The organism is Actimicrobium sp. GrIS 1.19, from assembly GCF_035984655.1.
Classification (GTDB): Bacteria; Pseudomonadota; Gammaproteobacteria; order Burkholderiales; family Burkholderiaceae_D; genus Actimicrobium.
The window spans coordinates 12403-25383 of sequence record NZ_JAXCHT010000011.1 but is presented as its reverse complement, the minus strand read 5'-3'; the positions used below and the strand labels follow the sequence as shown (position 1 = coordinate 25383).

Here is a 12981-nt window from a genome sequence, read left to right as displayed (position 1 = left end):
GCTTAGTCGGCAGCTTTGGTTTTGGCGGGCGCCCGTTTGACCGGCGCCTTTTTCTCGGCCACGATCTTGCGGTCCGTGTCGATCCGGACTTTCTTGGCCGCGGCGGCAGTGCTGGCGCTCTTGGTCGTGGCGACCTTGATGGTTTTGCCGACCGGCTTTTTGGCGGCGGTCTTTTTCGGGGCCGCTTTTTTGTCCGCTGCTGCGCCATCGGTTTTCTTGACGGCCGGTTTGCGGGTGGCTTTCTTCGGTGTTTCGTCGGTACTGATCTGCACGGTCGGGGTGGTGCTGGTGGTCAGGTGGCGACCGGCCTTCTTGACCGGCTCATCGCTGTCGTCCGACGCCGTGCGTTTCGACACCCGCTTGGCTGAACCGAACTTGACTTCCTTTTCGCCCCAGATTTCTTCCAGGCGGTAGTAGGCCCGGATCGCCGGCTGCATGATGTGGACGATCATGTCACCCAGATCGACCAGCACCCACTCGCCGGTGGTCTCGCCTTCGACGCTCAGGATGGTGCCGCCGTTTTCCTTGACCTTGTCGCGCACCGAGGCGGCCAGCGCCTTGGTCTGACGATTCGAGGTGCCGGAGGCGATCGCGATGCGGTCGAACAGGCTGGTCAGGTGGACCGTGTCGAAGATCTTGATGTCTTGGGCCTTGACGTCTTCCAGCGCGTCAATGACCAGTGCTTGCAGTTGTTTGATATCCATTTAGCTTTTATAGAGATGATGTTGTTCAATATAGTCTAGCACCGGGTTCGGAACCAGCTCGGCGGGATTGTTCCCGTCGTGCAATGCCTTGCGGATGTCGGTAGCGGAAATATCCACCGCCAGATTGGGTGCCAGAAACGTGTTGCCTTGCGGCGTAGTACGGATTTGCGTCGGTGTGCCGGCGCGTCGTTCGAATTCCCTGCTGACTTCTGCCGGTACCAGTCGCCCGGTCAATGCGAAGCCGGGCCGTGCTGCCGCGCATAAATGCGCCAGGCCGAACAGTTCACGCCATCCCTGCCAGCTGTCGAGGTGCTGCAGTTGATCTGCGCCCATCAGAAAAATCAACGAGACATCCGGACCCAGTTCGGCACGCATGGCCCGCAAGGTGTCGATGGTGTACGTCGGTTGATCGTTCTGCAGTTCGCGCTGGTCAATCACGACCGGTACCTGTTCGCTGTCAAACGCCCGTTGCAGCATGGCGACCCGCTGCCTGCCGCTGGCTTCCAGACCGTGCTTTTGCCAGGGATTGCCAGCCGGCAGAATACGCAGCTCGTCCGGTTGCAGCAGATTCACAAAATGGCGCGCCAGCGCCACATGGCCACGATGGACCGGATCAAAGCTGCCGCCCAGAATCGCGATGGAGCGACTGCTCACGCGAGCCAGTCGCGCGGCACGAGGAAATGCGCGGTCAGGTTGTGCTCGGGGGTGCCCGGCGCGGGGCTCCAGTTGTAGCGCCACTTCACTTCGGGCGGCATCGACATCAGGATCGACTCGGTGCGGCCACCGGATTGCAGGCCAAACAAAGTGCCGCGATCATACACCAGGTTGAACTCGACGTAGCGTCCGCGACGCACGGCCTGGAAATCGCGCTGGCTGGCGTCGTACGGCAGATCCATGCGGCGCTGCAGAATCGGCAGGTAGGCGGCGAGGAAATGATCGCCGACGCTTTGCATCATCGCGCTGCTTTGTTCAAAGCCCAGCGCATGGAAATCGTCAAAGAAAATGCCGCCGACGCCGCGCGCTTCCTGGCGATGCTTCAAATAGAAATAGTCGTCGCACCAGGTCTTGAAGCGCGGATGCAGATCGGCGCCAAACGGCGCCAGCGCATCGCGGCAGGTGCGATGAAAGTGTTGTGCATCCTCGTCGAAGCCGTAATACGGTGTCAGGTCCATGCCGCCGCCAAACCACCAGACCGGCGCTTCGCCTTCTGCCGTGGCGGTGAAAAAGCGCACGTTCATGTGCACGGTGGGGGCAAACGGATTGCGCGGATGCAGCACCAGCGACACGCCCATTGCCTCCCAGCCGCGCCCGGCGATCTCGGGACGATTGGCGGCGGCCGACGGCGGCAGGCTCTTGCCGGTCACATGCGAAAAGCCGACCCCGCCGCGCTCGAACACATTACCGTCTTCAATGATGCGGGAAATGCCGCCGCCGCCCTCGGGTCGTTGCCAGGCGTCGGTCGAGAAGGACTTGCCGTCGATGGCCTCGAGTCCGGCGACGATGCGCGCCTGCAGCCCGAGCAGATAGGTCTTGATGGCTTGCGCCGGGGCCGATGTGATTGCAGTGGATTCGGTCATCGATCAGCCATGCCGCTTGAGGGCGCGCCAGCCGATATCGCGGCGGAACTGCGCGCCATCGAAATGGATCTGGTCGAGTGCCTGATAGGCCTGGCGCTGCGCCATCTTGACGCTGTCGCCAAGGCCAACCACGCACAACACGCGGCCGCCCGCGACCGTCAGCTGGCCATCGACCAGCGCGGTGCCGGCATGGAAGGTCACGCACTCCGGCGTTTCGGCGGGAATCCCGCTGATGACGTCGCCCTTGCGTGGCGTATCGGGATAGCCTGCAGCCGCCATCACGACACCCAGCGCGGTGCGCCGGTCCCATTCCAGTTCGACCGCGTCGAGCGTGCCATTGACGGCATGTTCCATCACGCCGACCAGATCGGTTTTCAGGCGCGCCATGATCGGCTGGGTTTCGGGGTCACCCATGCGGCAGTTGAATTCCAGCGTTTTCGGGTTGCCGTGGTCGTCGATCATCAGGCCGGCGTACAGGAAGCCGGTAAAGACGATGCCGTCGCGGGCCATGCCCTGCACCGTTGGCACGATGATTTCACGCATCACGCGCGCATGCAGTTCGGGCGTGACAATCGGCGCCGGCGAGTACGCACCCATGCCACCGGTGTTCGGTCCGGCGTCGTTGTCGAGCAAGCGCTTGTGGTCCTGGCTGGTGGCCAGCGGCAGGATATTCTTGCCATCGACCATGACGATGAAACTGGCTTCCTCGCCGCTCAGGAATTCTTCGATGACCACGCGCGCACCGGCGTCGCCGAGCTTGTTATCGGACAGCATCATGTCGACGGCCGCGTGCGCCTCCGCCAGGTTCAATGCCACCACCACGCCCTTGCCGGCGGCCAGGCCATCGGCCTTGATGACGATGGGCGCGCCTTGCGCGTCGATGAACGCATGCGCATCGATGCTGCTGGAGAAGGTCTGGCTTTGCGCACTCGGAATGCCATGCCGGTGCATGAAGGTCTTGGCAAAATCCTTCGAGCTCTCGAGCTGGGCCGCTTCCTTCGTCGGGCCGAAGATCTTCAGGCCCTTGTCGCGGAACAGATTGACGATGCCGGCCGCCAGCGGGATCTCGGGGCCGACCACGGTCAGGGCGATGTGCTCGTCCAGCGCGAATTGCAGCAGCGCAGCCGGATCGGTGAGCGGCAGGTTTTCCAGGCGGCCATCCTGCGCCGTGCCGCCGTTGCCGGGCGCGACATAAACCATTTGAATCCGCTCCGATTGTGCGAGTTTCCACGCGAGGGCGTGTTCGCGGCCGCCAGAGCCGATTACCAGAATTTTCATGAGTGCGATTGTGACTTGAGATCCATTGCGAAAGAACCGCGCCGGTCGTCAAGTTCTGTTGACGGCGTGGTCCGAAGAATTTTGCAGCGTGCTACCTGTTTCCAACTCCCGGGCGCCGGTGCTGCGCGCCCCGACACTTATCCGCTGATGATGGCGTTGGTGTAAATCTCCTGCACGTCATCGAGGTCTTCCAGTGCATCGAGCAGCTTTTGCATCTTGATCGCGTCGTCGCCGGTGAATTCGGTTTCGGTGGCAGGCTTCATGATCACGTCGCCGACCTCGGCCTTGAATCCGGCCGCTTCCAGCTTTTGCTTGACGATGGTGAAGTCATGCGGCGGGCACAACACTTCGATGCCGCCTTCGTCATCGGTCAGCACGTCTTCGGCGCCTGCTTCGAGCGCGGCTTCCATCAGCGCGTCTTCGTTGGTGCCGGGCGCAAACAGAAACTGGCCGCAATGCTTGAACTGGAACGCCACCGAACCTTCCGCACCCATGTTGCCGCCGAACTTGGCAAAGGCATGGCGGACTTCGGCAACGGTGCGTACGCGGTTGTCGGTCATGCAGTCGACCAGAATGGCCGCGCCGTTGATGCCGTAGCCTTCGTAGCGAATTTCTTCGTAATGGGCGCCATCGAGGCCGCCGGTGCCGCGTGCGATGGCGCGCGCGACGTTGTCCTTGGGCATATTGGCGTCGGCGGCTTTTTCAACGGCCAGGCGCAGGCGCGGGTTGGTGGCAATATCGGCGCCGCCAAGGCGTGCGCCGACCGTGATTTCCTTGATCAGACGGGTCCAGATCTTGCCGCGTTTGGCATCGGTGGCGGCCTTCTTGTGTTTGATATTGGCCCATTTGCTGTGTCCAGCCATGTCGATGTTTCCTTGCCAGTGTGTGCGTGAAAGCGCGGTTGTCGCGCCAAATTAGTTGTCGGGGAACGGCAAAACCGATCTACAATTTTACCATAGCGACCTCCCGAAACTGCCTCTGAAAGCGCCATCTCCATGCCCGATCCATTGTTAATTGCGAAGAGTCAGCAAGTTCCGCTGTGCCTGTTGCCCCAGCTGGCCAATCGTCATGGCTGCAGTACCGGGGCTACCGGCACCGGCAAGACCGTGACACTGCAAGCGATGGCGCAAGCCCTGTCGAATATCGGCGTGCCGGTTTTCATGGCGGACGTCAAGGGCGACCTGTCCGGCCTGGGCGTGGCGGGCAGCAACAGCGACCGCATCAAGACGCGCCTCGCGCTGCTGGACATGCCGGAGCTGGCATGGGCGGCCGCGCCAGTCACATTCTGGGACGTGTTCGGCGAAAAAGGGCACCCGGTGCGCGCCACCATTTCCGATCTCGGCCCGTTGCTGCTGGCACGCATGCTCAATCTGAACGATACCCAGCAAGGCGTGCTGCAACTGGTATTCAAGATTGCCGACGACAATGGACTGCTGCTGCTCGACGTCAAGGACCTGCGGGCCATGCTGCAGCATGTCGGCGATCAGGCGGCCACCTTTCAGACGGAATACGGCAATATTTCCGCCGCCAGTATTGGCGCCATCCAGCGGGGCCTGATCAGTATCGAGGAGCAGGGCGGCGATAAATTCTTTGGCGAGCCGATGCTCAATATCGACGATCTGCTGCAGACCGATGGCGCCGGCAAGGGCGTCGTCAATATTCTCGCCGCCGACCGGCTGATGAACGCACCGCAGTTGTATTCGACCTTCCTGTTGTGGCTGCTGTCGGAGCTGTATGAGCATCTGCCGGAAGTGGGTGACCTCGACAAACCGAAACTGGCCTTCTTCTTCGATGAAGCGCATCTGCTGTTTGCCGATGCGCCCAAGCCGTTGCTGCAGAAGATCGAGCAGGTGGTGCGCCTGATTCGCTCGAAGGGCGTGGGCGTGTACTTCGTGACGCAGAATCCGCTCGACATTCCCGATACCGTGCTGGGACAACTCGGCAACCGGGTCCAGCATGCCTTGCGCGCCTACACGCCGCGCGACCAGAAGGCGGTGCAGGCGGCGGCCGAGACCTTCCGCGCCAATCCCCAGCTCGACACCGCCACCGTGATCACCCAGCTCGAAGTGGGCGAGGCATTGATTTCATTCCTCGACGAGAAGGGGCGGCCAGGCATGGTCGAGCGCGGCTTCGTGGTGCCGCCGGCGTCGCAGATCGGGCCGATCAGTGCCGAACAGCGCAGCGCACTGATGGCGTCGTCGATCGTTGCGGGCGTGTACGAAAAAACCGTGGACCGCGAATCTGCCTATGAAAAAATCAAGGGCCGGGTTGCTGCCAGTCCGGCCGCGCCCGCGCCGGCAAATGCGCCAACACCGACAAATGCGCCCGCGCCGGCCGATGGCCCGTCGTTCGGCGACAAGTTCAGGGACGTGCTGGGTGGTGTGATGGGCAGCGGGCCAACCGGCCGCCGCGACAGCGTGGTGGAATCCATGATGAAATCGGCGGCGCGCTCGATCGGCTCGCAAGTCGGCCGTGAAATCATTCGCGGCGTACTTGGATCGATCCTGAAGCGCAACTGATCAATGGGCGGTAAGCGATTCCGTCAGCGATTCTTTCCACGCGTCGAGTCCGCCCACCAGCGGACGCACGTGCACAAAGCCATGACCGATCAGCTTGCGTGCAATGATCGCTGCCGACGCTTCGTTCGGGCAGCTGCAGTAGACGATGATTTCGCTGTCACGCGGCACATTGGCGAAGGTCTCGGCATGATCGACATGGCCGTACAGGATCGCGCCCGGGATGGCCGGTTCGAGTTCCTGTGCGGTGGCGCTGCGGGCATCGACGATGATCGGATCGACGCCTTCCTCCATCATGGTGCGCAGCTGGTCGACCGAGATGCGCGCCATGTACAGTGAACGCAAAAAACGGCGACGCTCAACGTACTTGATCAACATGAACAGGGCCAGCACGGCTGCGACCACCAGCACGGCGGTCACGCCCATGGTGCTGAGAATGTCCAGCACCCGGTCGATGCTCTTGGAAAAAATGGCGCCGATCGCGATGCCGGTGCCGGCCCACAGCACTGAGCCGAACATGCTGAAGAGCAGGAATTTGTCGAGCTTGGTGCCCATTGCGCCGGCCAGCGGTGGCGCAATCGTATTGAAGCCTGGAATGAATTTGCTGATCATCAGCGATTTCGGTCCCCAGCGCCGGAACGTGTCTTCCGTGTGGCTGACGCAGTTATCTGGCGACAACGAGATTTTGCACAGCAGGCCAAGGATGCGCTTGCCATAGCGTTTGCCGGCGGTGTACCAGCTGAAGTCGGTGATCAGGCACGCCATCACGCTGACCAGCAGGCAGGATTGCCAGCTCAGGTCGCCAATCATCGACAACGCGCCGGCGACGATCAGGATCGGGAATGCGGGGATCGGAAAGCCCATCTGTTCCACCAGGACATTGGCAAACACGAGCAGCAATCCGTAGTGCTGAAGCAGGAGGGTGAACTTGGGCATGGCGTGATTGGCTTCAGAGTTAGGCCGGTATCATAGCAAAAGCGCGGCAGCGCCGTGGCCGCGTCTGCCGGGTCTGGCCGCAGGCCGTGTAACGCAAAGCGCGCCGGCCTGATATCCTTGCGGATTGCCGAGCACGGCGTGTTGTCAATCAGATAACCCGCCTGACGCTGCGTCGCGCCGCTGTACGCAACGTTTGATTTTGCTTTTTTATTGAGTTTGCCTTACCAAGAGAAGTGCCATGTCCCCGATTCCATCCGACCACGCCGTCGTGCCAGAAACCCCACTCGATTACATCACCACCTGTGACCTGCCGACCCCGTGGGCGACATTTCGACTGCATGCATTCGTGGAGCCGGACACCGGCAAGGAACATCTGGCGATGGTGCTTGGCGACGTTGGCGATGGTCTGCCGGTGCTGGCGCGCATGCATTCCGAATGCCTCACCGGCGACGCGCTGTTCAGCCAGCGCTGCGACTGTGGTGCCCAGCTCGAGGCCGCGCTGCAGAAGATTGCGATCGAAGGGCGCGGCGTGCTGTTGTATCTGCGGCAGGAAGGCCGTGGCATCGGACTGCTCAACAAGCTGCGCGCCTACCATTTGCAGGACGGCGGGGCCGACACCGTCGAAGCCAACCAGGAGCTGGGATTTTTACCCGATCAGCGCCATTACGGTCTGGCCGTGCCAATGCTGCGCCACCTCGGCGTGCGCAGCCTGCGCCTGATGACCAACAATCCGCGCAAGATCAGCGCGCTCACGCAGCTCGGCGTCGAGGTTGCCGAGCGCATTCCGCTGCTGGTGCAGCGCAACGGATTCAATACCCGCTATCTGGATACCAAGGCCGCCAAGCTCGGTCACCTGATCGCTTCCTGACGCGATGACGACGGCCATCCTCGGCCAGACCGAGCGCAAGACCTTTCTCATCGGGCTGGCGATTGCCATTAGCGGTGCAATCCTGTTCTCGACCAAGGCCATCGTCGCCAAGCTGATCTATCGCTACCACGTCGACGCGGTCACGCTGATCGCATTCCGGATGCTGTTTTCGCTGCCGTTCTTCGTGGCGATTGCGTTCTGGCAGATGCGCGGTGCGACTCCCTTGTCGCATGCCGAGCGCGGCCGCATCGTGGTGCTCGGGCTGCTCGGTTATTACCTGTCGAGTTTTCTGGATTTCCTGGGTCTGCAATATATTTCTGCGGGCCTGGAGCGTCTGATCCTGTTCCTGACACCCTCTTTTGTGTTGCTGATTTCCGTCATATTTCTGAAAAAAAGCATCTCGCGCCTTGAATGGTGCGCGCTGCTGACGTCGTATTTCGGCATGGTGCTGGTCTTCGTGCATGATGCCCGGACCGGCGGCCCGAACGTGATGCTCGGTGGCGCGTTTGTGCTCGGCAGTGCGGTCGCCTACGCGCTGTATTTGCTGGCATCGGGCGAGATGGTGCGGCGGGTCGGTGCGTTGCGGCTGGTGGCCTATGCCATGTGCGTCTCCAGCGTCGCCTGTATTGGCCAGTTCCTGCTGCTGCGGCCGTGGTCGCTGCTGGTGCAACCTGCCGCCGTGTACGGGCTGTCCATGTTCAACGCGTTCTTTTGCACCGTGCTGCCAGTCTGCCTGACCATGGTTGCCGTCTCGCGCATCGGCGCCGGCACCGCGTCACAGGCCGGTATGATCGGGCCAGTGTCGACGCTGTTCCTGGGTGCGCTGATTCTTGATGAGCCGATCACGGCCATTCAGCTTGCCGGTACGGCATTGGTGTTGGCGGGCGTGTATTTGCTTTCGCGCAAAAAGATCTGAATCGATCGCCAGTAATGTCGATCATCGATCTGGCCGAAACACGGTAGAGTGCTCGTGAAGTGACCAATTGAACCATCCCTCACATCAAGGCAAGGAAATCACCATGGCAAAGGCAATTCGCATCTTTAAAATCGGTGGACCGGAAGTCATGGAATACGTTGACGTCGAGGTTGGCGAACCCGGTCCTGGCGAAGCGCGGGTCCGGCAGCATGCCTGCGGCTTGAACTACATTGATGTGTATTTTCGCACCGGCCTGTATCCGCAGCCGATGCCGGCCGGGCTCGGTATGGAAGGCGCGGGCGTGGTGGAAGCGGTCGGGCCGGATGTCACGCACGTCAAGCCGGGTGACCGGGTCGCCTACGCTGGTCGGCCAACCGGCGCGTATGCCGAAGTGCGCGTGATGCCGGCGGCAATCCTGGTGCGGGTGCCCGACGGGATCAGTCTCGATTCCGCGGCGGCGATGATGTTGCAGGGCATGACGGTGCAGTATCTGTTTCGTCGCACATTCCCGTTGCGCGGTGGCGAGACGATCCTGTTCCACGCAGCCGCTGGCGGCGTTGGCCTGATCGCCTGTCAGTGGGCCAAGGCGCTTGGCGTGACCATGATCGGCACGGTTGGCTCCGACCAGAAAGGCGAACTGGCCAAGGCCCATGGTTGCACGCACGTGATTAACTACAACACCGAGAATTTCGTCGAACGTGTCAAGGAAATCACTGGCGGCGCAGGCGTGCCGGTGGTGTACGACTCGATTGGCGTCGATACGTTTTTCAAGTCGCTCGATTGCCTATCCCCGCTCGGGATGATGGTCAGCTACGGCAGCGCGTCCGGCCCGGTGCCACCGTTTACGCTCAATGAGCTGGCGTCGCGCGGCTCGCTGTTCGTGACCCGCCCGACCCTGTTCACGCACACCGCCAAACGCGATGATCTGGAAGCGATGGCGGCCGACCTGTTTGCCATGGTCGAGAGCGGCAAGATCAACATCGAGATCAATCAGCGCTACGCGCTGGCCGATGCCGCCCAGGCGCATCGTGACCTCGAAGCCCGCAAGACCACCGGCTCAACCATTCTGATTCCGTGAGGCTGGCATGTCCGAGTCCCCGAAAAAACCAGTGAGCCAGGACGACGGCATGCCAAAATTCGGCCGCCTGCTGATCGTGCTGGCCCTGGCCGTGATGATCGTCGTCGCCGTGACGTTTGGATCGATGGCGTATTTTTCCTGAACGCTTTTTTCTGGCTGGTAATATAAATGGCATAGAATAAAACGACGCGAACCGCTTCCAGTCGCGACCTGTATTTCTTGTCAAGTATTCCAACGTTGCCAATCAAATCACATTCCCATGCCTGACAACCCGGCCGACAAATCGTCCGATGCCGTAAGTTCCGCATCGAGCCGTATCCTGATCCTCGAAAGCCTGGTGCCCCTGGCCGTCGAGCAGGTCGGCGAGCAGGCAACGGCCATGATCGATCGCCTGACCGAGGCCTTGTTCCGGCTGTCGGATCAATCCGTGCGGCCCGCCGAAGCGAATCTCAGTTTCAACGCGTGGAATCACCTGAAGAAGAACGCCACCCAACTGCAGCGTGGCATTGTTGGCAGCCTCGGCTACGCGCTATTGCGCGAAATCGCAGCGCTCGACAAGGGCCAGACACCGGTCCAGGCGATGGACTCGTCGGACCTGTCGCTGGTCAGTCTTGAAGAAATGGAAAACAAGGTCCTGATCGGCAATATTGGTCAAGCCATCGAACTCAACAACTCCGCTGCGCTGGTGGCACTGAACATTCGCATCAGCCGCCTGCTGCAGCGTGAAGAAATCAGCATTTCACAAAATCCGTTTCGTCCCGGTGTGTTTCTGCGGGCGGTATTCGAGGCGTGGTGCAAGTTCGATCCGATTCCCGAATCACATCGCCTTGCGCTGCGGCTGTTGCGTCCCGAAGTATTTCTCGATTTCGAACCGATTCTGGAGCAGCTCAACGGCGCGCTGGTCGCGCGGGGCATCGTGCCCGACCTGGTGGAAGCCTACCGGGCCGGCAAGGTCGATCGGCGCGCGAAGCCGACAGCCGAGTCCGAGCGGCGCGACTTATCACTGCACAACAAGCTGCAGCGCTGGTTGCAGAACGGGCCGGATGGCAAAGGCGGTGGCAGTCAGCGCCCCGACCGGCGTGGTGCAGCGGGGCCGACGACACCGGGTACGATCAACAATGCGCTGCTCGACTATCTGACGGACATCCAGCGCAACGCCGTCAATGCCAGCGGCGATCCGGGCGGACCGGCATTTTCGCAAACGGCGGCCACGCTGCGCCATATTCCGCGCCAGGCGCCGAGCGGGTCGATGTCGGCGATGGACCAGAACACGATTGAACTTCTGGCGCGCATCTTCGACTTCGTTTTCAGCGATCACAATATTCCCGATGAAATCAAAGGCCTGCTCGGACAGTTACAGGTGCCGTTGCTGAAGACCGCACTGATCGACAAGGAATTCTTTTTCAGCGACACCCATCCGGCCCGTCGGCTGCTTGAGCGGCTGGCCCAGTCGGGTCTGGGCCTGCGGCACGACACCGGCGCCGACGATCCGCTCTACAAGATCATCGAACAGATTGTTGATCGGGTGCAGCAGGAATTCGACCAGCATCTGGGGTTGTACAGCGAGGTAGTGGCCGACCTCGAAGCGTTTATCACCGAAGAGGAAAAGACCGCCAGGAGCGCGCTCAAGGCCAGCATTTCCGAAGCACTGCGCGAAGAAAAAATGCGGCAGGCGCAGGAGGCGGCCGAAAATGATGTGGCGGTGCGCATCGAAACCGGCGAGATCGCCGGCTTCGTCGAGATTTTTCTGGAAACGCAGTGGGTGCGCATTCTGACGCTTGCGCACAGCGTGGCCGAGCGCAAGCCGCAAGCGCTCGAAAAGGCCCTCAAGGCGATGGACGATCTGATCTGGACCGTCAAGCCGAAAGTCAGCCCCGAGGAGCGCAAGGAGCTGGTCAACAAATTGCCATCGCTGCTGTCGCTGCTCAATGCGTGGCTGAATGCGATCAAATGGGATGAGCCGGAGCGCGTCGAATTCTTTGCCAACCTGGTCGAGCGCCATGCTGCGATGGTGCGCGTACCGACCGAGTTGACCCCGGGGCACCAGATCGAGATCGCGGTCAACGTCGCGCAAAAAGCCAGCGAGCGGCGACTATCCAAGCGCGCCCGCGAGATGCAGGAAAAACCGATCGATCAGTTCGTGCATGTGGTCGACAGCATCGAGCTCGGCACCTGGGTGGAGTTCGTGCGTAACAACGGTGTGCGCATTGCATTCCGGCTGGCGTGGATCAGTCCGCTGCGCAGCCGCTTCATTTTCAGCAACCGCCAGGGCGACGACCCGTTTTCGTTCACCGCCGGGGAATTCGCCAGCGCCTTGCGCGAGCAGGGTGCTGTCGTGATGCCGCGCGAATCGGTGGTGACGCGGGCGCTCACAGAAGCGCTCAAGGGTGCTGCACCAGACCGGACTGATCCGGCGCAGTACCAGGAATGACGGAAAAACGGCGCCTGGCAAGGCGCCGCGCTCAGTCTTCCATCTTCATTTCGACAGTCCTGGTCGCGCCGCTCTTGCCCGGAAATTCGGCGAAGGCGCTGCGCACCATATAGGGCATGACTGCCGCCAGCGACGAATTCTCGCCCTCGCTGTTCACCTTCACGTCGTACAACGATTTGCCGTCGGCATTGCGGCTGATGCGCACCTGCAGCTGGCGGCGCTGCAGCGCATAACTGCGCTGCTGGTACGCCACCGTGGGCGGACCCCAGAAGAAGGGGTCGTAGGCGCCGCGGTAGAACGGTCTTGGGTAGAACCCGCGACCATAGTAGCCGGAGCCATAAAAATACGGATCGACGAAGACCGGCTCCACGCTGGTGACGTCGACTTCGTTTGCCGCAAACGAAAGCGTGACCTTGAGCGCCGGCTTGCGGTTCGACTGCGCCTCGGTCAAGCCCAGCCGATTGACCTCCGCCCGCACCAGGTTTTCATAGCTGAGATATTCCAGGTTCTGGTTTTGCTCCTGCGTGCGCTCGAAGCCATAACTCTTGTCAGGCAGCTCGGCCGGCCAGTCATTGAATGCGGTGACATTGCTGCGTATCGTGCTGGCGCAACCGGACAGTGCCAGACAGGCCGCGGCGAAGAGAAGGGCGGTGGTGCGTTTCATTGCAAATCTCCTT

General features: G+C 61.4%; 13 protein-coding genes. 6 read left to right on the top strand and 7 right to left on the bottom strand.

Annotated elements, in window-relative coordinates; translation table 11 throughout:
* Positions 1 to 2: 2 nt before the first annotated feature.
* The 5 genes from rsfS to RCH09_RS09650 form a co-directional block, all read right to left on the bottom strand.
* The gene (gene rsfS / locus RCH09_RS09670) at positions 3 to 704 is read right to left on the bottom strand and encodes a ribosome silencing factor (RefSeq protein ID WP_326940871.1); all 702 of its coding nucleotides are present in this window, start codon (positions 702 to 704) and stop codon (positions 3 to 5) included.
* Positions 705 to 1367 (bottom strand): nicotinate-nucleotide adenylyltransferase, encoded by a 663-nt coding sequence (locus tag RCH09_RS09665; protein WP_442785028.1) that lies wholly within the window; start codon positions 1365 to 1367, stop codon positions 705 to 707.
* Complete coding sequence (gene hemF, locus RCH09_RS09660; RefSeq protein ID WP_326940869.1) at positions 1355 to 2281, bottom strand: oxygen-dependent coproporphyrinogen oxidase; 927 nt, start codon at positions 2279 to 2281, stop codon at positions 1355 to 1357. Before hemF ends, RCH09_RS09665 begins: the two co-directional genes overlap by 13 nt.
* A 3-nt stretch (positions 2282 to 2284) precedes the next feature.
* Positions 2285 to 3559: a phosphoribosylamine--glycine ligase gene (purD, locus tag RCH09_RS09655; protein ID WP_326940868.1), complete on the bottom strand. Its 1275-nt coding sequence runs from the start codon at positions 3557 to 3559 to the stop codon at positions 2285 to 2287.
* Between the two features lie 137 nt (positions 3560 to 3696).
* A complete protein-coding gene (locus tag RCH09_RS09650; RefSeq protein WP_326940867.1) occupies positions 3697 to 4422 on the bottom strand; it encodes a YebC/PmpR family DNA-binding transcriptional regulator in 726 nt (241 codons plus the stop codon).
* Between the two features lie 132 nt (positions 4423 to 4554).
* Here RCH09_RS09650 and RCH09_RS09645 point away from each other — a divergent pair, with 132 nt between their 5' ends.
* Complete coding sequence (locus tag RCH09_RS09645; RefSeq protein WP_326940866.1) at positions 4555 to 6078, top strand: helicase HerA-like C-terminal domain-containing protein; 1524 nt, start codon at positions 4555 to 4557, stop codon at positions 6076 to 6078.
* Here the strand turns inward: RCH09_RS09645 and RCH09_RS09640 are convergent, their stop codons facing one another.
* Positions 6079 to 7011: a DedA family protein/thiosulfate sulfurtransferase GlpE gene (locus RCH09_RS09640; RefSeq protein WP_326940865.1), complete on the bottom strand. Its 933-nt coding sequence runs from the start codon at positions 7009 to 7011 to the stop codon at positions 6079 to 6081.
* A 238-nt stretch (positions 7012 to 7249) separates the two neighbouring features.
* Here RCH09_RS09640 and ribA point away from each other — a divergent pair, with 238 nt between their 5' ends.
* From ribA to RCH09_RS09615, 5 genes are all read left to right on the top strand, one after another.
* Positions 7250 to 7879, top strand: a complete 630-nt coding sequence (ribA, locus tag RCH09_RS09635; RefSeq protein ID WP_326940864.1) for a GTP cyclohydrolase II — start codon at positions 7250 to 7252, stop codon at positions 7877 to 7879.
* Positions 7880 to 7883: 4 nt separating this feature from the next.
* On the top strand, positions 7884 to 8795 hold the full coding sequence (locus RCH09_RS09630) for a DMT family transporter (RefSeq protein WP_326940863.1): 912 nt from the start codon (positions 7884 to 7886) through the stop codon (positions 8793 to 8795).
* 103 nt (positions 8796 to 8898) lie between these two features.
* A complete protein-coding gene (locus RCH09_RS09625) occupies positions 8899 to 9873 on the top strand; it encodes a quinone oxidoreductase family protein (protein WP_326940862.1) in 975 nt (324 codons plus the stop codon).
* Between the two features lie 7 nt (positions 9874 to 9880).
* A complete protein-coding gene (locus tag RCH09_RS09620) occupies positions 9881 to 10015 on the top strand; it encodes a hypothetical protein (protein WP_326940861.1) in 135 nt (44 codons plus the stop codon).
* 117 nt (positions 10016 to 10132) lie between these two features.
* Positions 10133 to 12304, top strand: coding sequence for a DUF1631 family protein (locus RCH09_RS09615; RefSeq protein ID WP_326940860.1), 2172 nt, complete (start codon positions 10133 to 10135; stop codon positions 12302 to 12304).
* A gap of 31 nt (positions 12305 to 12335) precedes the next feature.
* Here the strand turns inward: RCH09_RS09615 and RCH09_RS09610 are convergent, their stop codons facing one another.
* Positions 12336 to 12968 (bottom strand): DUF4136 domain-containing protein, encoded by a 633-nt coding sequence (locus RCH09_RS09610; protein ID WP_326940859.1) that lies wholly within the window; start codon positions 12966 to 12968, stop codon positions 12336 to 12338.
* Positions 12969 to 12981: the final 13 nt, after the last annotated feature.